The sequence below is a fragment of the Herbaspirillum lusitanum genome (assembly GCF_026127345.1).
Lineage (GTDB): Bacteria > Pseudomonadota > Gammaproteobacteria > Burkholderiales > Burkholderiaceae_D > Herbaspirillum > Herbaspirillum lusitanum.
In genome coordinates, this window is sequence record NZ_QXFG01000012.1 from 260,797 (window position 1) to 281,302 (window position 20,506).

Here is a 20,506-nt window from a genome sequence, read left to right on the forward strand (position 1 = left end):
GGCGTAGCCGCAATCCCGGTTGTCCGTTAAAATCACGTCTTTCGGGTGCAAGCACCTTATCTTCGCTTTGCGCGCACCCACAGGACATAAAGGAAATCGCCATGCCATCGTTTGATACCGTCTCCGAAGCCAATCTGGTTGAAGTCAAGAATGCCGTCGAGCAATCCAACAAGGAAATCACCACCCGCTTCGACTTCAAGGGCAGCGACGCCCGCGTCGAACAAAAGGAACGCGACCTGACCGCTTACGCCGACTCCGAATTCCAGCTCGGCCAGGTGCGCGACGTGCTGACCAACAAGATGACCAAGCGCAATGTCGACGTGCGTTTCCTCGACCACGGCAAGATCGAGAAAATCGGCGGCGACAAGGTCAAGCAGGTGATCAAGGTCAAGAACGGCATAGAGACCGAAGATGCGAAGAAGATCGTGCGCGTCATCAAGGACAGCAAGATGAAGGTGCAGGCCAGCATCCAGGGCGACGCCGTGCGCGTGACCGGCGCCAAGCGCGACGACCTGCAAGCCGCCATGGCGATGCTGCGCAAGGAGATCAAGGATCTGCCGCTGGAATTCAACAACTTCCGCGACTGACGTTTATTGTCAGGACGAATAAAAACGCCGGCACATCATGATGTGCCGGCGTTTTTTATTGCAGTGTGCTTCCCCGCGCAATCAGCCGCACTGCATCTTCTGCTCCTTGCTCATCTTTTCCATCCCTTCCTTGATCTCGGCCGGCGACAGGTCGCGCTGATGGGTGGCCACCGACCAGCGATGGCCGAACGGGTCTTCGAGCTGGCCGTAGCGGTCGCCCCAGAACATATCGGCCAGCGGCATCGTCACCTTGGCGCCGGCAGACTGCGCCTGCGCGAACACGGCATCAGCGTCTTCCACATAGAGATGGATGGTGACCGGCGAACCGCCCAGCATCAGCGGACCGCGCGAGCCCCACTCAGGCATTTCGTCGACCAGCATCAACGAGGAATCGCCGATGCGCACCAGCGCGTGCATGAGCTTGCCGCCCGGCCCCGGCAGCCGCGCCAGTTCAACGGCGCCGAAAGCCTGTTTGTAAAATTCGATGGCTTGCGCGGCGCCGGCGCAAACGAGATGCGGCGTCAGCGCATGCATGCCATCGGGGATCGCCTTGACTTGAGAAGAAGTGGCCATGCTTGTCTCCTTTTTGATGAAATCGGGACGCTCATTGTGCACCCTGCATCTCAAAAATCAAGTTGATGGAAAGCCAAGCCGAGATGCAGTGCCGAAATGAAAAAAAGCCCCGACATGCGGGGCTTCCTGTTCTGCTTGCAAGCACAGCTCATCAACGCGCCGAGCTTACTCCTTGTCGCCGATCAGACGACGTTGCCTGACCGCATCCGCCAGACCTTGCAGCACGCCCAGGCTTTCTTCCCAGTCGATGCAGCCGTCGGTCACGGACTGGCCATAGGTCAGTTCCTTGCCCGGCACCAGGTCCTGGCGACCGGCAACCAGGTTCGACTCGACCATCACGCCGACGATGCGCGAATCGCCGCCGGCTATCTGGCCGGCGATATCGGCGCAGACCGGGATCTGGTTCTCCGGCTTCTTCGAGCTGTTGGCGTGCGAGGCATCGATCATCAGGCGCGCCGCCAGACCGCTCTTGGCGATGTCCTGGCAGGCTGCTTCCACGCTGGCGGCATCGTAGTTCGGCGTCTTGCCGCCGCGCAGGATGATGTGGCAATCCTCATTGCCGGCGGTCGAGACGATGGCCGAGTGGCCGCCCTTGGTGACCGACAGAAAATGGTGAGGCTGCGATGCGGCCTTGATCGCATCGACGGCAATCTTGATGTTGCCGTCGGTGCCATTCTTGAACCCGACCGGGCACGACAGGCCCGAAGCCAGTTCGCGATGCACTTGCGATTCGGTGGTGCGTGCACCGATGGCGCCCCAGCTGATCAGGTCGGCGATGTATTGCGGGCTGATCACGTCGAGGAACTCGGTGCCGGCCGGCAGGCCCAGCTCGTTGATGTTCAGCAACAGCTCGCGCGCGGTGCGCAGGCCGTCGTTGATGCGGAAGCTGTTGTCCATGTAGGGATCGTTGATCAGGCCCTTCCAGCCGACCGTGGTGCGCGGCTTTTCGAAGTAGACGCGCATGACGATTTCCAGCTCGCCCTTGAAGCGCTCGCGCTCGACCACCAGGCGGCGCGCGTACTCCATCGCGGCCTTGGTGTCGTGGATCGAACAAGGGCCGATTACGACCATGACGCGATCGTCCTGGCCGTGCAGGATGCGATGCAAGGCGGTACGGCATTCAGCCGTCGTGCTCTCGACTTTTTCGCTGCCGCCGAATTCACGGATCAGATGCGATGGGGGTGTCAGTTCTTTCATTTCTCGGATACGTAGATCGTCGGTGCGCGGCATTTTTTCTCCTGATTGCAATCTGAATTGGATGAATTCGAATGGGTAAAAAAAAAACCGCCATCACTGGCGGTTTTTTAGAAATTCGGTTTGGTCTCTACTTACGAACGCTTACCGCTTTTCACCGCCGTGGGGCTGGAATAGCTAAAGTAAAAATAAAAGAAGTAAGCGCGGGCGAAAGACATTGTGTTCTATGCGAATAGTCGTTAATTACAACAGAAAACGATAATGCAACAATTTTCCGGTTTTGGCAACACCAGTCATTAATTTTTCACAAAAACCGCATTGAATGACGTTTTCTTGCATTTAAACCGTCACCCAATGCCTCCAACGCACAATTTATGCCGTACCGCCCACCGTGACGCCATCAATGCGCAAGGTCGGCTGACCGACGCCGACCGGCACGCTCTGGCCTTCTTTACCGCATACGCCGACGCCGGAATCGAGCTTCATGTCGTTGCCGATCAGGGAAACGCGGTTCAGCACGTCAGGACCGTTGCCGATCAGCGTGGCGCCTTTGACCGGGTAGGAAATCTTGCCGTTTTCGATCATGTAGGCTTCGCTGGCCGAGAAGACGAACTTGCCGTTGGTGATGTCGACCTGGCCGCCGCCGAAGTTGACGGCATACAAACCGTTCTTCACCGAGGCGAGGATTTCTGCCGGATCCTTGTCGCCGGCCAGCATGTAGGTGTTGGTCATGCGCGGCATCGGCAGATGCGCAAACGATTCGCGGCGGGCATTGCCGGTCACCGGCATCTTCATCAGGCGCGCGTTCATGGTGTCCTGGATGTAGCCCTTCAGGATGCCGTCTTCGATCAGCGTGGTGCATTGGGTCGGATTGCCTTCGTCGTCGATGTTGAGCGAACCGCGGCGATCGGCGATGGTGCCGTCATCCACCACGGTGACGCCCTTGGCGGCGACGCGCTCGCCGATGCGGCCGGAAAAGGTGCTCGAGCCCTTGCGATTGAAGTCGCCTTCGAGGCCGTGGCCGATGGCTTCGTGCAACAGAATGCCGGGCCAGCCCGGTCCCAGAACGACGGTCATCGGACCAGCCGGCGCGGGACGCGCGTCGAGGTTGACCAAGGCGGTGGAAACCGCTTCGGAGGCGTATTTTTCCAGCAGCTCGTCGCTGAAGTAAGCATAGCTGTAGCGACCGCCGCCGCCGCTGCTGCCCATTTCTCGGCGACCGTTCTGTTCGGCGATGACGGTGATCGACACACGCACCAGCGGGCGGATGTCGGCGGCGATGATGCCGTCGCTGCGCGCCACCAGCACGACGTCGTATTCTCCGGCCAGGCTGGCCATGACTTGCACGACGCGTGGATCCTTGGCGCGGGCGATGCGTTCGATGCGTTCCAGCAGATTGACCTTGGCGGTGGCGTCCAGCGAAGTCAGCGGATCGTGCGGCAGGTACAGCGAACGGCCGCCGTTGGGCTGCATGCTGCCGGCGATCTTGACGCGGCCTGCGCCCTGGCGACCGATGGTGCGGGTTGCCGCAGCGGCATCGAGCAGGATGGATTCCGAAATTTCATCCGAATACGAGAACGCCGTCTTGTCGCCCGACACGGCACGCACGCCCACGCCCTGGTCGATGGAGAAGCTGCCGGTCTTGACGATGCCCTCTTCCAGGCTCCAGCCCTCGCTCTTGGTGAACTGGAAATACAGGTCGGCGTAATCGACCTTGTGCGTAAACATGGTGCCCAGTGTTTTCAGCAACTTGGCTTCGTCCAGGCCGAACGGCGTGAGCAGGACATCGCGTGCAATACCGAGCGCGCTGAGATTGGGTTCGAATGTTTTCATGAATGATTTATTTAATTTACAGCAACTTATTGACGCTCAGAGCTTGCGGTGCCTGAGCGCAGGCAGGCTTTCACGTACGTATTGTAGACGATGGGGGTCGATGTCGCCGATAACAAGGCCTTCGCCTTCCGGCAGCACGCTGACGATTTCGCCCCACGGGTCGATCAGCATGCTGTGGCCCCAGGTGCGGCGACCGTTGACGTGCTTGCCGCCTTGCGCCGACGCCAGGATGTAGCACTGGTTCTCGATTGCGCGCGCGCGCAGCAGGGTTTCCCAATGCGCCTGGCCGGTGGTGTGGGTGAATGCCGCCGGCACCACGATCAGCGCGCAGTCCCCCATGGCGCGGTACAGCTCGGGAAAACGCAGGTCGTAGCAGATCGACAGGCCGACCTTGCCGAACGGCGCGGTGAAGCCGCCCACTTCGTTGCCGAAGACGATGGTGCGCGCTTCGTCATAAGCCTCTTCGCCGCGCACGAAACTGAACAGGTGGATCTTGTCGTAGCGCGCCACGCGGCGGCCGGCGGGGTCGTAGACCATCGTCGTGTTGAGCACCTTGTCGGCTTCATCGGAGGCCATCGGCAGGGTGCCGCCGATCAGCCAGACCTTGAACTCGCTCGCCAGCGCCATCATGAAATCCTGGATCTTGCCGACATCGGTCTGCTCGGCATGCGCGAGCTTGGCTTTTTCGTGCATGCCCATGATGGGCCAGTATTCCGGCAACAGCACCAGTTGCGCGCCCTGCCCTGCGGCTTGTCCGACCAGCCGGCGCGCAGCGGCGAAATTCTCTTCGACCTCGGGCGTCGACACCATCTGTATCGCCGCGACCTTGTACGTTTCGTTCATGTCAGCCTCGCTGGAATTCGGTTGCGCCGGAACACGGCATAACTCGGGGACGCCTAGTGAATATTGTATGGATATTATTTGGCGGCAGGTTTGCTGTTGGCGTCTGCGCTGCGTTCCTGCTTGACGACCAGCGGGTCGCTCCAGGACCCGGTTACATTATATTCAAAGGTCAGCGTCTTCATCAGCGGGTTGCGCAGGAACAGTTGCGCCAGGTAAGTGCCGACCCCGACCACCGGATTGATCGCCAACGCCACCAGCGACGCCGTGCCGAGGTTGACCTCGGGAATCACCACCAGATGCAGGTTCTGGGTTTCCTTGGCGATGTCGGCGGAACCGTTCATCAGCACCGATGCCGCCACGCCGGTCATCTTGAGATTGTCGGTGGTGGCGATGCCCTGTGCAATCGACGCGGTGCCGACGATATTGTCGAAAGCAAAGCCCTCGGAAAATACATCGCGAAAATCCAGCGCCAGCCGACGTGGCAAGGCTTGCAAGTTGAGCACGCCGAGCAGCTTGGCCGCGCCCGGATCGACCTTGAGGAATTGCCCCGAATGCATGTCCATGTGGAGCTGCCCGCTCAGGCTCGGAATATCCAGCGAATACGGCAAACCCTTCCAGCTGACATCGCCGTCGAGCTGTCCCTTGCCGCCGCGCACCACGCCGACGAAACCGAAGCGCTCCAGCAGCTTGCCGGCATCGCTGATGTCCAGCGCATAGGTCAGGTTGGAGGTATTGTTGCGACCGAACGCCATCCAGTTGCCGGCGGCGCGCAGCTCGGCATCGGGATTGATCAGCGTGAGCTTGTTGATGCGCCATTCGTTGCCGACGCTGACGCGCACGTTGTGGGCGTTGAGTTCGAGGCGGCCGAGCTTCTTGCCGAACAGGCGGAAGTCTTCCGCCACGATGTCGAGCGCCGGAATGCGGCTGGCGCTGTTGGCGTTGGTATTGTCGGCTGCATCGGCGTTATTTTCCAGCAGGTCGGCAGGATCGGTGCCGGCGCCCTTCTGGATGTTCAGCGTGGCCAGGCGGGCCGTGACGCGGCCCAGTCCGCGACCGCTGCCCGACTCGCTCCAGGTGGCGTAGCCGGTGGCCTGGTCGGAAGAAATGTTCACCTGCCAGGCTTTGTTCTGATGCGAGGCGCCCAGCACGACGTTGTCGAGCTTCTTGCCCATCAGCAGCAATTCGCTGGTGCGCCCGGCGATCACATCCGGTTCGAGATAGGCGCTCAGGCCCGGATCGGGAGCGCCTTCGCTGCCGTCGGCCTGCTTCAGCATGGCGGCGCGGAAACTCACCCACTGATCGATGTTGATCGATTTTGCACTGGCATAAATCGCCAGGCCGCTGTCCGGTTGCGGCGCCGCCTGGCCGAAGCCGATGCCGCCGCTCAGCACCTGCCAGTCGGCTTTTCCAAGCACCTTCTGGCGCTGATAGCGCGCAGCCAACACCGACCCGAGCGACAGTTTGATTTCATCGCGCTGGAGCAAGGGATCGACGGACGGCATGCCGATGATTTCAAACTTCAGCGGCCAGCTTTCGCCGGCGGCCTTTTGCATCGGCGCCGGCAAGTCCACCGCCATGCCTTGCAGGCTGGATTCGATGGTGATTTCCGGCAAATGCTGGCGCACGGCAATGGTCGCGGTATAGCGCGAGGCGCCGTTCAGACGACCCAGCAAACGCTGCAGCACGGGTTCGCTGTAGGCCTTGCGCAGGCCATCGGCGGTGATGGCGCCGTCGACCTTGACCAGCGTAGTGCCGTCACGCTGGGTGCCGCCCGCCGCCGTGATCGGCTCATTGAGGAACACGCCCTTGAGGCCGTTCAGGTTGAAGCCCTTTTCATTGAACTCGAGCTTGCCGTTGGTACGGTAGATGGTCGGCAGTCCGGCCAGCAGCGCGACGTCGTTGTTGAGGAATTGCAGTGCGCCGTCGACCTTGGCGTCGATCATGTGATGCAGCGGCAACTGGAACTTCAATTGCAGTTTGGCGTTGCCGGTGGACTGGCTGTCTTCGGTGAAATTGCCGATCCAGTGCGCCACCGGACTGTCCTTCACATAGCGCAGGAAGTCCGGCATCGCGCCGGCGGCGTTGCCGTCGATTTCCAGCGACGATTCGGCATTCAGCAAATCGGGAATGACGGCTTTCACGTCTGACACGGCGACGCCGTGGGTCTTGCCGGAGTCGGCCGCAATTTCCAGTCGCGTGCGGTCGATCGTGATGCTGCCCCTGACGTCTTCCAGCAGCGGCCACTCCGGCGACTTGCCGTCCTTGCCGGTGTGCGACGGCGCATAGTTGATCTTGAGCTTGTCGAACTTGCCGGAGACCTTGAATTCACCAGGATTCTTGCTGCCCGGCTTGACGTTGCGGAACGGGAAGTCGGCCAGGTCGCCGCGCGCGACGATGTCGACATCCGTCGCCTGACCGTCGAGCAGTGCCCCGCTGATCCAGTCCATCGCAGGCTTGGCGGTGTGCAACGGCAGGTAGCGCGACAGCTTCTGCAGATCGAAGCGCGACAATTTTGCTTTCAGGTCGATGACGCCGGGCGACTTGCCTTGCAGCGGCAGCGTGTGGGTGCCGCTGAGCGTGCCGGCCGCGCTGTCCTGCGCGAATTCGAGATTGTCGATGTGGAACTGCAGGATTTCGTTCTTCTGGATTTCCCAATGGCTTTGCAGGTTCAGCTTGTCGAACGGCATGGCGGCGTCGGCGAACAAGGCCGGCAGTTGCAGCGCGACATCCTGCGACGCCAGGCTCAGTTTGCCGCCGCGCTCGGTGGCGTCGATCTGTCCATCCAGATTGGCAAAGCCGGGGATCGCCGGCGCCCCGGCGCGCGCGGCTTGCGTCGCAGTCTTGGGCTGGGCCAGACGGGCGGCCTGCGGCTGCATGCCGAGGCCGCTGAAAGCGCCGCGGAGGCGATAGGCGCGCACGTCAGGATAGCTGCCTTCCCATTGCACCGAAAAATCCTTGAGCTGGCCGTGCGGCGCCAGGTCGACCAGCAGCTTGTGCTGCGACGGCGTCAGCGGCAGGCGGCTGCCGAGGTCGGAAAGAATCGCGAGATCGAGCAGTTGCGCTTCCACCGTCATCTTTTCAGGACGGAAGCGCGTGGCCGGTTCGAATACTTCGGAAATCGTGGTCGGCGGCAGCGCGAAGCCGTCGTCGGTCTCCAGGGAGAAATTGCTCAGCGTCAGCTTGTGGCCGTTGGCGCCGAAAGTCGGAATGCCGTCCTGCAGGTCGGGCGCGTAGATTTCGCTGCCGGACACCCGGCCGCTGACGCGCGCCAATTGCAGCGGTTCAAGTTTTTTATCCAGCCGCGCCGACAGATTGGTCAGGCTGAGGTCGGCGGTGAAGTTGGCGATCTTGTTGTGATCCAGGTCCAGCCAGGCGCGCACCGAGCCGCGGCCCTGGTTCAGTTCCAGCGGATAGTCGACGTAGGCCTTCCAGACGGCCAGGTCGGTGTTGCTCACGTCGGCGTACAGGGTGCCCTTCCAACGCGTCACGTCGGAGATTTTGCTGGCGAAACTGGGGTGGTAAAAATTTGCGCGCACATCGAGCGGCGCGGCATAGTCGGCCGGCGGCGTCGCCTTCAGCGCCATCTGGTGCAAGCGCCACTGGTTATGCAGCACCAGGTCGACCTTGTCGAGCGCCAGCTCGGGCGCGCCGCGCTTGTCGTCGCGCCAGCGGACTTTGCCGTCGCGGATCACCACTTCGCGTTGCGACAGCAACCAGTCGGCGCCGGCGCTGTTGTCCTTGCCGCTGGAGGCCGGCAGGCCGGCGACGAAGAACTTGCCGTCGGCGTCGCGCAGCACCGACAAATCGGGCCGCAGGATGGTCAGGTTGTCGAAACGCAGCTCGCCGACCAGCACCGTGGTCCAGGACAGCGTGGCGCTGACCTTGGGCAAGGTCAGCGCGGCCTGTCCGGCGCTGTCGTGGATCACGACTTCACTCAGTTCCAGCTGCGGCCGCAATCCGCGCCAGGAAGCGTCGATGTCGGCAATGGTGACCGGACGACCGACGGCGCGCGTGGCGATCTTTTCGATGTCGCCCTTGTAGCTGTCGATCTCGGGCAGGATGCCGTAGCGCAGCGTCAGGAACAGCGCGCAGAACAAGAAATAGGCCAGCACCAGCAGCTTGAAGACGAACCCGATGACGCGACGCGTGGCGCTGCCCAGATGGCAATAGGCGCCTCTGACCCCACCCCACGCGGTACGCCAGGCGGCAGCGCGACGGCTGGTCGGCGGGATAGCGTCGTTTTGGTCTTCGGACATCAGGGGCAAGAGGAAAAACTCACGGTAGAATGAAACAAACGTCGTAGCCCGGCATCATCGCATGGAAGCGTGGTTTGACCTAGAGGACGGAGGCCCGTTTTCGTGGAGGAAAACCCCGGCTTTACCATCTTTAACCTCGTATCCAACCCGATATCCTGACAATTTGTGACTAACTCCCTTCTCGACAGCATGACGGCTTCCCGGTTCCTGGCCCGTTGGGCCAATGCCGATGCGGCGCGCCCCGCCCAACTGGCGGAATTCTCGCAATTATCCCTGAACCGTGCGGTTTTCGAGCGCGTTTTACAAAATGACATGAATACCGCTCGCGCGCCGGAAACAGGTGGGGGTGGGGGTGGAGGTGTGGGTACGGCGGCGGCGCTCAACGGCCCGATGCGGCGGCTGCGCAACCTGATCGTCTGCACGCTGATCGAACGCGACCTGAGCGGCAAGGCCGATCTGGCCGAAGTGGTGCGAACCATGAGCGAATTCGCCGACTTCGCGGTCCAGACCCATCTGCAGGCGCTGATGCAGGAAATGACCGCGCTGTACGGCATGCCGATCGGCGAGGAATCGGGCAGCGAACAGGAAATGATCGTGCTCGGCATGGGCAAGCTCGGCGGCGGCGAACTCAACGTGTCTTCCGACATCGATCTGATCTTCGTCTATCCGGAAGATGGCGACACACTTGCCGGCCAACCCGGCCAGCGCTCCCTGTCGAACCATGAATTCTTTATCCGGCTGGGCAAGAAGCTGATCGCCGCGCTGTCCGAGGTCACCGCCGACGGCTTCACCTTCCGCGTCGACATGGCGCTGCGTCCCAACGGCGGCTCCGGCCCGCTGGTGGCCAGCCACAACATGGTCGAGGAATACCTGATCCGCCAGGGCCGCGAATGGGAGCGCTACGCCTGGACCAAGGCCCGCGCGCTGACCGGCAAGGATAGCGACATCGCCGCGCTGGAAGCCATCAGCCGGCCGTTCATCTACCGACGCTATCTCGACTTCGGCTCGATCGACGCGCTGCGCTCGATGCACGCGCAGATCCGTGCCGAAGTCAAACGCCAGGAATCGCTGCACCCGGAACGCAGCAACAACGTCAAGCTGGGTCGCGGCGGCATCCGCGAAATCGAATTCACCAGCCAGGTGTTCCAGCTGATCCGCGGCGGCCGCGACCCGGAACTGCGCGACCGCTCCACCCGCGCCACGCTGCGCACGCTGGCCGACAAGAACCTGCTGGCGCCGGACGTGGTCGCGCAATTGCTGGAGGCGTACACCTTCCTGCGCAATCTCGAACATCGCCTGCAATATCTGGAAGACGCGCAAACCCACACGCTGCCGGTCAACGGCAGCGATCAATTGATCGTCGCCCAGATGATGGGCTACGCCGACGTCGCCGCGCTGCTGGCCGAACTGGAACGCCATCGCCGCATCGTGGCCGGGCAATTCGACACCATCTTCAGCGACAAGCAAGGCGGCAACAACACCGACGACCGCGCGGACTCGGAAGGCGACGGCGCCGTCTGCGAACTCAACGACGGCGAGAGCGCCGAGTCGATCGCCGATACGCTCACGCTGCTCGGCTACGATGACGTCGACGGCGCTGCCCAGCGCGTGCTGGCGACGCTGCAGTCGCCACGCCTGCAATCGCTGCCGGAAGCCAGCCGCACGCGGCTGATGACGCTGATCAATGCGGCGCTGCCGATCATCGGCGCAATGCCCGACAAACGCCTGCCGACCTTGCGCCGGCTGTTGGATTTTTTCGAAGCGATTGCCCGCCGCGCCGCCTATCTGGCGCTGTTGACCGAATACCCGCATGCGCTTACACGGGTCATCCGCATGATGGCCGCCAGCGACTGGGCAGCCCAATACCTGACCCAGCATCCGATCCTGCTCGACGAATTGCTGGACGACCGCAACCTCAAGGCGCCGCCCGACTGGCCGGCGTTCACCCAGGATTGCCAGCGCCAGCTCGACACGGCCCCTGGCGACACCGAGCGGCAAATGGACATCCTGCGCGAAGTCCATCACGCGCAACTGTTCCGGCTGCTGGCCCAGGACCTGGAAGGAGAACTCAGCGTAGAGCACCTGGCCGACCACTTGTCGGCGCTGGCTGACATCCTGGTCGCCGCCACCATCCAGGCGGTCTGGCAGACCATCGCCAACCGCCATCGCGAAGTGCCGCAATTCACCGTGATCGCCTATGGCAAGCTGGGCGGCAAGGAGCTCGGCTACGTGTCCGACCTCGACGTGGTGTTCCTCTACGACGACGACGATCAGGAAGCGCCCGGCCTGTACGCCAAACTGGCGCAGCGCTTCATCACCTGGATGACGTCGCACACGCCGGCCGGCACGCTGTTCGACATCGACATCGCGCTGCGCCCGGACGGCGCCAGCGGCCTGCTGGTGTCGTCGTTCGCGACCTTCGAAAAATACCAGCGCACCTCGGCCTGGGTGTGGGAACACCAGGCGCTGACGCGGGCGCGCTACTGCGCCGGCGACACCGGCATCGGCAATCGTTTCGAAGCCTTGCGTGAAGACTTGCTGCGGCAGGAGCGCGACCCGCAGAAACTGACCCAGGAAGTGCTCGGCATGCGCATGAAGATGCACCAGGCGCATCCCAATCCCAGCACGCTGTTCGACCTCAAGCATGACGACGGCGGCATGATCGACATTGAGTTCCTGGTGCAATTCCTGGTGCTGCGCTACGCTTCGCAATACCAGCAGCTGACCGGCGACATCGGCAACATCGCGCTGCTCAAGCTGTGCGGTTCGCTGGGGCTGATCGACGCTGCGCTGGCCGACGAAGTGGCCAATGCCTATCGCCTGTTCCGCAAGCTGCAGCATCAGATCCGGCTGCGGGGCGAAGAGCGTGCGCGCACGCCGATCGAACGCGTGCAAAAGGAAAGCGACAGCGTCAAGCGGCTGTGGTTGGAAGTGTTCGGGGGATGACGGGGTTGAAGCTGAAGGTGCAGCCGGATCCCAACGGGCCGGCTGCAAAAATTCAGACGACCGGCTTGACCGCGACCAGGTTGATCAGGGTTTCTTCACGCACGGCATTGGGCTTGATGCGCAGTACGCGCTCCATCAGGCCGAGGTCTTCGCGGCTCCACCACAAGTAGGGATAGGAAATCGACTGCGGCGCCACCTGGAAACCGGCGCTGCGCACCAGCGCCAAATATTCGCCGGCGGTCTTCTGCACTTCCATCGGATGGCGAAACAGCAAACGAATCATCCACGAATGGATATAGCGCTTGGTCGACTCGGCGAACAGCAATACGCCGCCCGGCTTGAGCACGCGGAAAAACTCCTGGATCGCTTCTTCCTGCTCGATCAGGTGATGGAAAGTCTGGTGGCAGAACAGCAGGTCGACGCTATTGTCTTCCAGCGTCATGTGCGAGCTAGAGCACTGGATGAGTTCGGCACGGATGCCCGCGCCGGCGGCTTCCTTCGCGGACGCCTCCAGCATGTCCGGATCAATGTCCATGCCGATCAGCCGCTGCGGCGCAAAGCGCTCATGCAGCTTGGTGAGCGAACGCCCCCAGCCGCAACCGACGTCCGCCACCACCGGATACGAAGCCCGACGGTCCGGGATCAGCGGCTCCAAATCCTTGAAGGCGCGCTCCAGTACATGCAGGGTCCAGGTATGGGTTTGCAGGAACCAGATGCCGAAGGCGCTCTCGGGGACGTGAGGATGGAGGTGCGGCGATTTGACGATCAGGGGAGCGTTCATATTCTTGTGGTCTTGCATGACGAGCGAGCATCATGCCCTGCCTTGCCGGGAAATGCAAAACCTGCAGTGATGTGCCCACGCCCGTTGGCATTATCTTTACAAGACTGCGCCAAGGTGCCCCCTCCCCCTCAATTAATCCCTCCCCTCTCTGACTATCGGATCGTCTAGCACCATCCCAAATAACGATTCCTCACATGTATTAAAGTTGCAACAAGAAAACATTAATTGCAATTTTGACAACTTTAATGGCAGAATCTTTACTCACACAAATCTATCGACAAGTTTCTTACCAGCGTTATTTCTAACGATGGCAGGATGGATTGGTGTGATCGCGGCAAATGAACCTCATTCCGTCTACACAATTAGGAGTTGATATGAGTAAAAAAATTGATCAGAAGAGAATTGAACTTACACCCGAACAAGCTGAGGCCCCTCCTCAGATCGAGGCGGATCTTTCCTCAAGAAAGATCTCGTTCATGCTACCAGCCGAAATCGAAATGGTTGGCGGTGGCGCAGCTCTTCAATTTGCGTACGATAGTCCGACAATGTACGTCTAACGCGGAAGGGGCAATTACATCCGGAAATTGCCCTTTCAATTAAAGCGACTCATGGAGGAATGCATGCAAGCTAACACGCAAGTAAAGCCAGTCAATCAATCGCTCTACAAGTATGATTTGTTCACGTCATTACCTCAAAATTCAGAACGAGTAAAAGAGGCTAGGCGAAGAAAAAATCAAGAAACATACACCTCATACAAACTGTTGCTCGAAGAATTTGAGAGGGCCTCTGGTTATGATTTGACTCTCGCAAAGTCGATCCTTGCGACGGTTGACCCTGCATCTCGGTTGAATCCTTCGTTTCATGCCGCAGCTCATCGCGCTAAAGAAGCAATGATTGTGGGAGACGCTCTCGAGTGCTTTCGCGCGTTAAAGTGGATCGAAACGGCAAAACATACCGTCAGCCACTCCGGCATCCAAGTATTCTCCCCGAATGGCACTCTCGCTTGCTGTGAAGCGGTCACACACATCCATCAAGATCAAACTTTAGACGTTCATGGTCGACGAGCGGAGATATTTCACACTACACAGGATGAAATCGCACCATACACAAAAGAGTTTCAACAGGCGCTGGCCCTTCTGAAGTTTGCTGACGAAGACATGCACGCCGAGACGATTGAGCTCATTTCGCAAGTAACTATATTCAAAGCGCAGGCGATAATGGGAGGCTCTTTGAACCGAACTTTCGGTGCCATATTCATTGCATCACCCGATCATGATCCGATCCGTGGTCATAGTTCCTACTTGACTCATCGAGGCGTCCCCTATTTTCTTGAGCATCTGGTGCACGAATCCTCGCACAATGTCCTCTTCGGCCTAATGCTTTCCGACCCGATGGTACTGAATCCCGTTAGCGAAAAGTTCAGTGCTCCTCTGAGAACCGATCTGCGCCCGATGTATGGCATTTTTCATGCCGCGTTTGTAGTTGCAAGAATGGTTCGCGTCTTCAAACTAATGGTGCGAAAGGGTCGGCCGGAATATCAACGGCTTGTAGACCATTTCGAGCCTCGTCTAATAAACGGAATTCGAGTCGTATCCGAGCACGGAAAATTAACACCCAATGGCAAACGATTTTTCGAATCATTCGCCCAATGTGGATTGCTCTGATGCCGATTGAGTATCATGGCCCTCATGATTCGAGAGCAAAGCACTACTTGCTCCCTCTTTCCTAACTACGTAGTAGCCAAGGCGCATACAGCCGCACTTATTGGTACCAAGAAATTCATCCTGACCGGGTTCGGGTGCTCAATATCCAAATCGAAAGCCATCACGTCTGCAATTGGCGAATTAAATGAGCGCGTATGGTCTTCACCTTCGATACAGAGCGCGTTAGGGACGCGGCTATTGGCAGTTGAGTCAATGACTGGAAAAAACCTTCAAAATGCAAGCGTAAAAGGAGTAGCTGGTCTTGCTCCTGAGTTTTCTTTCGAATTGTCGAAAGATGCTACAGGGTACGCTTATCACTACAGTCGCCTTGAAGCCATCGAACATGGCGTTAGAGAACTGATCGAGCGCCATCTTACGTGGAAAATCTGGATGGGCCACACTCAAACTTACGCGAGACAAACAGTTTTGAAATGTTTAGATAGACACTATGATCTCTATACACTTCAGATTCAAGGTCTACCATATTGCCTTGCAGTTTGCGTTGGATCAGATTTTTTATCGATCGGCGCGAAATGCTCCTTCAGTTTTCAGGCTGCAATAGACGGTGCTATCTCGGAGGCGATCATGATTTACGAAGAATACCGAGGGAGTGCTCGATCAATGCCTCCTGCTCGCCACGTCGAAACCATCAAAAAGTTACGAAACAGCCGCTACAGACAGGAGACTCTAGTCAGAATTTTAGACAACACAAACTTTACAACCGAACAAATAACTGAGCCGGAAGCCTCGACTGCGCTACAAGTTGTTCAGATGATCAATATCGATCCAGAGCAAATAAATATCGCATCTTATCCGACCCTAAATGGCAACTGCATTCGGGCATTTTCGAGCGTGACTAAAAACCCGAAATTCAACTTGCTAAATGACCAACTTATTCCAATGCTGTAATTGGCGACGAATCCAATGCATTCAACCCGCGCATTTGTTATTCCCGAGTCTGTTAAAACCCATCAGCCAGCCCCTCTATTGACCCCTATGGTCAAGGAGAAAGACGTTCTGATTGAAAGATTTAGATTTGGGATTGGTACACAACTCTATTCTGCCTATTACGTTCGTGAGTTAAACAAAACTTCTCTGAACACGGATAAGTTCGCATCATTTTTTGATGCCAACGCCTTTGAATGCCATTTACAGGCTGATATTTATCAAGATAGTGGTGATTTTTCACATGCGGAACTCGCACCACCCATAGGAGCCGTTATAAAAATAAAGAAAGGTCGAGATATAGACATTGAGCAATGGGCCGCAAAGTTGCTGGAATTAGAGGCCGAGGCCCGTGAGTCAATCGCTCAGGAAGGTATTCGTCGAGAATGCTGGTTTTCTTTCAGCATCGCAGGCTCGCGCTTCCTATTCGGATATATGGAAAAGCTTGCTTTCAATCGCATCTCCAATGAAACACCTAGAGAACTGGCTGTTGATCGAATTCATAAAGATTTCAAACAGTCCTGGGATCGTGATCAACGGATCGAGTGCTGCCGCGTTTCAGCGGCAATGTCGACCATTTAGTTTGGCATCTGCTCATTCCAAAACCTAGCTCTTCCTTAAAAAAGCATGACATCGAACTCCAATCCTTTTCGGCAAGAAGCTATCGACGCGAAAAAAAATCAAGCACTCAGTGACATTTTGGTTGTTCGTCCAGTCTCGTTCCTTGTGGTGACAATTATTATTTTTGGAGTTTTATGCGCTCTCGTTTGTATTCTTTGTTTGGGAACGTACTCAAAGAGAGTCTCCGTCTCGGGATATTTGCGGCCTATTGGTGGCTTCTTGAAGGTCTATCCACCGCAGAGCGGTGTTCTGACAGCCAGACTGGCTGCTGATGGCAGTCAGGTCGCAACGGGCCAGTTGCTCTTCCATTTCACGAGCGAAAGACGATTTCGTAATCAGCAAAATCTTCAGCTGGCTGTTAGTGAGCAGGCCGCAATGAGAGTTAAGCTACTGCAACGGGAAAAGCTAGCGACTTTGGATCTTGAACGACAAACAAATGCAAATCTACGGCAAAAGATAAGACAGCTGGAATTGCAAAAAACAATGATCGAAAGTCAGATCGAGGGTCAGCGCGGAAGTCTGCAAATAGCAGAAGAAAATTTAAAGCGCTACCAAGGACTGTTAGAGCAACACTATGTATCACGCGAATTACTTCAGCAAAAATTGCTAGAAGTTTTTAATCATAAAGATAAATTACGTGTACTTGATCGACAAGTCATAGAAATTTCGCAAGCTTTGGCGGATACGGTTAGTGAGATTAGATCACTCGCGCTTCGCACTACAAGCCAAGTATCTCAGCTAGATCGTGGCCTGTCCAATGCAGCACAGGAGTTACTCGAAAGCGATGGGAAAACAGAGTTTTCCATTGCTGCCCCGCAAGCAGGAATTTTAAACAATATTACGGTTGAACTAGGCCAGCAAGTCGATACAAGTAAAGCTATTGCCAATCTAATACCTGAGGGCTCAAAACTCATTGCTGAGTTGTTTGCAACAGGTAGATCTATTGGGCTTGTTCGCGAGCGAGACCAAGTGATGCTTCGTATGCATGCTTTTCCATATCAAAAATTTGGACATGTTGCTGCTCGCATAGTAACCATATCCAGCATTCCCTCACCGGTCTCTGATTTAAGCCTGCCATTTAAGCCCACGATAGGCGGGGCTGTTATTTCAGACGAGCCCGTTTATCGGATTACCGCCGAGCTATCACGAGAAACACTAAGTGGTGAAAAACAGGATTATCGGCTCAAGCCTGGCTTACTGTTTGATGCAGAAATATTTCAGGAGGAGCGTCGACTTTGGGAATGGGTATTGGCACCGCTCAAAGGACTCCGCACGAACGTAACAAAAGAATAACGTCATGAAATCTTCAGATCTACTATCTCTAGCATTGGGAAGAAAGTTGCCCCTCATCCTTCAAAGTGAGAGTTCGGAGTGTGGACTTTCTTGCATGGCGATGATCGCGGGGTATCATGGTTATCGCAATGATCTAATCAGTTTACGTCAAAGATTTCCTGTCTCGCTCAAAGGCGTTTCACTTTCTCAACTCATTCGTTTGGCGCAACGACTCCAATTGGTCGGGCGGCCAGTAAAACTCGACCTAGATGGCCTTGCCCATTTGAAGCTCCCATGCATCCTTCATTGGAATTTCCAGCATTATGTTGTTCTATCGAAGGTTGGCAGCGGCCACATAGTCGTTCATGACCCGGCTGTCGGAATCCGAAAAATTCCTATGGAGCGAGTGTCCGCTGACTTCACCGGCGTAGCGCTTGAATTGTGGCCTAATCCCGAATTTCAAGCTAGAGACGAGCGCAAGACAGTTCATCTCAGCGATCTTATTGGCCGACTAACAGGCCTCCGAAGATCGGTCTTTCAAATTGTAGTTTTAGCTATTGGTATCGAGATTTTCTCTTTGGCTGCACCTTTCTATATTCAGATTGTGCTGGATCAAGGAATCGTTGGTGCTGATCGAGGTCTCTTGGTGACCCTTGCTTGGTGTTTTGCGCTATTCATTGTTTTACAACATGGTATTGGTGCCATTCGCTCATGGATGATTTTACATTTAAGCACTTCAGTTAATATTCAATGGCGAATCGGAGTGTTTTCCCATCTCTTGAATCTACCGATCAATTTTTTTGAAAAGCGACATTTGGGGGACGTGGTTTCACGGTTCGGCTCCGTTGACACCATCCAAAGAACACTTACCACGTCCTTTCTGGAGGTATTGATGGACGGCGTAATGGCCATTGCTACGTTAGCCATGCTATTCGTTTATGGTGCTTCTTTAACCTGGATTCCAATACTCTCAGCTGCACTCTATTTGACAGGCAGGTGGCTATGGTTTGCCCCGCTTAAAAATACGTCCGAAGAACAATTAATCCACGGTGCCAAACAGCACAGCCATTTTTTGGAAACAATAAGAGGAATAAAAATAATAAAACTCTTCGAGAGAAAGAATGAACGTAGATCTTCATGGCTATCTCTTCTAATAAACCAGGTCAATGCAAACATTCAGAACGACCGTCTCCAAATCGGCTATAAATTGTTCAACGGATGGCTTTTTGGGCTGGAGCGTGTGCTGATTGTATGGGTTGCTGCGAATCAGGTCCTCGATGGATCGCTAACCGTCGGAGTAATGGTCGCGTTTCTTGCCTACCGCGAGCAATTCAATAGCAGGGCAGCCGTTATTGTCGATAAATTCTTTGAGTTGAAAATGCTGAGACTTCAAGGAGAGCGCTTAGCAGATTTGGTTTTGACTGAGCAAGAAGTGAAATTAGATGACGAAGGTGCCGCCGAACTTCGCTTATTTTCGCTTGAGTTAGAAAATGTCTCGTTTCGATATTCTCGACTTGAACCACATATTTTAGAAAGGGTAAATATCTACATAAAACCGGGTGAGTCAGTAGCCCTGGTTGGAAAAACGGGATGCGGTAAATCGACGCTGATGAATTTGATGCTTGGGGAACTCGTACCCAGCTCAGGATCAATAAAACTAGGAACGCGACCGCTGGAATCACTTGGAAAAACAACCTATAGACAGTTGATAGGCGTGGTTATGCAGGACGATTTACTGTTTGCAGGATCCATTGGAGAAAATATCAGTTTCTTTGCCGAGAAGGTTGATCAGGAGTGGGTCGAAGCCTGCGCAGAAATGGCGGCAATTCACAATGAGATTGTGGCTATGCCAATGAGCTATCACACCCTAGTGGGCGATATGGGCAATGCTCTTTCCGGTGGACAGAAACAAAGAATTTTGCTTGCACGAGCTCTGTACAAAAAGCCAAAAATTCTTTTTCTTGATGAAGCAACCAGCAATCTGGATGTCGAATGTGAGCGCCGCGTAAACGAATCGATCAAATCTTTAAATATAACCAGGATTATCGTAGCGCATCGACCCGAGACAATCGCATCGGCAGAGCGCGTTATTTATATTGATGAGGGCACTGTGCGTGAAGCATGAAATGAAGTCATTGTTAAACCAATCATCGCTTGACTGTTAGCTTGATGGCATTCGGTACAAAACGTAATCAAATCATGCAGATCCAACAAAAACGGCCGCCATCCTACGACTGCTACGCTGACTGATTTAGCTTGTCGATGCGTCTCGCAATGCCGCGCCAAAACGCTGCACGCGCGGCAAATAGTAACGCTGCGGATCGAGCGAAAACATCACGCGGCTGACGCGGCCGGTCAGCAAGGCGCGCGGCACGAAACCGATATAGCGCGAATCCTTGCTGTCGTCGCGGTTGTCGCCCAGCACCAGGTATTCCCCGGCCGGCACGATCATCGGACCGAAGCTGCGCAAGGCCATCCGCTCCGGCAGCAGCATCACGCCGTGTGCCATGGCCGGCAGGCTTTCCCTGACGATCATCTGGCGTCCTTCGTAATCCGGCATGCGATGCGACGCCGGTGCTGCGGCTGCGGCGTCGTAGGTCATCGGGGCGCCGTTGATGACCAGTTGCTCGTCGCGCATTTCGACGATGTCGCCGGGCAGGCCGATCAGGCGCTTGACCAGGCGCGTTCCGTCTTCGGGCGAACTGAAGGTGACGATGTCGCCGCGCTGGGGATCTGCGATGCGGCCGACCACGATATCGGTGAACGGCAGCTTGACGTCATAGGCCAGGCGATTCGAGATGATGCGGTCGCCGATCAGCAGCGTCGGGTACATCGACGCCGACGGCACGCCGTACCAATCCGCCACGGCGCTGCGGATCAGCAGCATGCCGAGCAGGAAGCACAGGAAGCCCTTGTTGGCGGAAATCAGTTTCTTGATCGCTTGCATATCGT

At 56.7% G+C, this 20,506-nt stretch carries 15 protein-coding genes; 8 read left to right on the plus strand and 7 right to left on the minus strand.

The window, feature by feature from the left end; translation table 11 throughout:
- The first annotated feature begins 101 nt into the window (after positions 1 to 101).
- Positions 102 to 587, plus strand: a complete 486-nt coding sequence (locus tag DXT88_RS18780; protein ID WP_016832941.1) for a YajQ family cyclic di-GMP-binding protein — start codon at positions 102 to 104, stop codon at positions 585 to 587.
- 81 nt (positions 588 to 668) lie between these two features.
- Here DXT88_RS18780 and DXT88_RS18785 read toward each other — a convergent pair whose 3' ends face one another.
- The 5 genes from DXT88_RS18785 to DXT88_RS18805 all read right to left on the minus strand — a co-directional run bounded on the left by DXT88_RS18785 (position 669) and on the right by DXT88_RS18805 (position 9,286).
- Positions 669 to 1,160, minus strand: coding sequence for a VOC family protein (locus DXT88_RS18785; RefSeq protein WP_265215562.1), 492 nt, complete (start codon positions 1,158 to 1,160; stop codon positions 669 to 671).
- Between the two features lie 165 nt (positions 1,161 to 1,325).
- Positions 1,326 to 2,390 (minus strand): 3-deoxy-7-phosphoheptulonate synthase AroG, encoded by a 1,065-nt coding sequence (aroG, locus tag DXT88_RS18790; protein ID WP_016832943.1) that lies wholly within the window; start codon positions 2,388 to 2,390, stop codon positions 1,326 to 1,328.
- Between the two features lie 336 nt (positions 2,391 to 2,726).
- Entirely contained in the window at positions 2,727 to 4,187 is a 1,461-nt protein-coding gene (gene tldD, locus DXT88_RS18795; RefSeq protein WP_016832944.1) for a metalloprotease TldD, read from the minus strand.
- A 36-nt stretch (positions 4,188 to 4,223) separates the two neighbouring features.
- On the minus strand, positions 4,224 to 5,030 hold the full coding sequence (locus tag DXT88_RS18800) for a carbon-nitrogen hydrolase family protein (protein WP_265215563.1): 807 nt from the start codon (positions 5,028 to 5,030) through the stop codon (positions 4,224 to 4,226).
- A 74-nt stretch (positions 5,031 to 5,104) separates the two neighbouring features.
- Positions 5,105 to 9,286, minus strand: a complete 4,182-nt coding sequence (locus tag DXT88_RS18805) for a YhdP family protein (protein WP_265215564.1) — start codon at positions 9,284 to 9,286, stop codon at positions 5,105 to 5,107.
- Positions 9,287 to 9,475: 189 nt separating this feature from the next.
- Between DXT88_RS18805 and glnE the strand changes: the two genes are divergently transcribed.
- The gene (glnE, locus tag DXT88_RS18810; RefSeq protein ID WP_265215662.1) at positions 9,476 to 12,232 is read left to right on the plus strand and encodes a bifunctional [glutamate--ammonia ligase]-adenylyl-L-tyrosine phosphorylase/[glutamate--ammonia-ligase] adenylyltransferase; all 2,757 of its coding nucleotides are present in this window, start codon (positions 9,476 to 9,478) and stop codon (positions 12,230 to 12,232) included.
- Between the two features lie 52 nt (positions 12,233 to 12,284).
- Here the strand turns inward: glnE and DXT88_RS18815 are convergent, their stop codons facing one another.
- Entirely contained in the window at positions 12,285 to 13,013 is a 729-nt protein-coding gene (locus tag DXT88_RS18815) for a class I SAM-dependent methyltransferase (protein WP_265215565.1), read from the minus strand.
- A 374-nt stretch (positions 13,014 to 13,387) separates the two neighbouring features.
- Here DXT88_RS18815 and DXT88_RS18820 point away from each other — a divergent pair, with 374 nt between their 5' ends.
- From DXT88_RS18820 to DXT88_RS18845, 6 genes are all read left to right on the plus strand, one after another.
- Entirely contained in the window at positions 13,388 to 13,570 is a 183-nt protein-coding gene (locus DXT88_RS18820) for a hypothetical protein (protein ID WP_265215566.1), read from the plus strand.
- A 63-nt stretch (positions 13,571 to 13,633) separates the two neighbouring features.
- Positions 13,634 to 14,677: an aKG-HExxH-type peptide beta-hydroxylase gene (locus tag DXT88_RS18825; RefSeq protein ID WP_265215567.1), complete on the plus strand. Its 1,044-nt coding sequence runs from the start codon at positions 13,634 to 13,636 to the stop codon at positions 14,675 to 14,677.
- Between the two features lie 15 nt (positions 14,678 to 14,692).
- Positions 14,693 to 15,625 (plus strand): YcaO-like family protein, encoded by a 933-nt coding sequence (locus tag DXT88_RS18830; protein WP_265215568.1) that lies wholly within the window; start codon positions 14,693 to 14,695, stop codon positions 15,623 to 15,625.
- A 15-nt stretch (positions 15,626 to 15,640) separates the two neighbouring features.
- Positions 15,641 to 16,243 carry a DUF6176 family protein gene (locus DXT88_RS18835; RefSeq protein WP_265215569.1) on the plus strand — a complete coding sequence of 201 codons (603 nt, stop codon included), beginning with the start codon at positions 15,641 to 15,643 and terminating at the stop codon, positions 16,241 to 16,243.
- Between the two features lie 45 nt (positions 16,244 to 16,288).
- Positions 16,289 to 17,575 (plus strand): HlyD family secretion protein, encoded by a 1,287-nt coding sequence (locus DXT88_RS18840; RefSeq protein ID WP_265215570.1) that lies wholly within the window; start codon positions 16,289 to 16,291, stop codon positions 17,573 to 17,575.
- 4 nt (positions 17,576 to 17,579) lie between these two features.
- Positions 17,580 to 19,679, plus strand: coding sequence for a peptidase domain-containing ABC transporter (locus DXT88_RS18845; protein WP_265215571.1), 2,100 nt, complete (start codon positions 17,580 to 17,582; stop codon positions 19,677 to 19,679).
- A gap of 126 nt (positions 19,680 to 19,805) precedes the next feature.
- Here the strand turns inward: DXT88_RS18845 and lepB are convergent, their stop codons facing one another.
- Entirely contained in the window at positions 19,806 to 20,501 is a 696-nt protein-coding gene (gene lepB / locus DXT88_RS18850) for a signal peptidase I (RefSeq protein ID WP_265215572.1), read from the minus strand.
- Positions 20,502 to 20,506 lie beyond the last annotated feature (5 nt).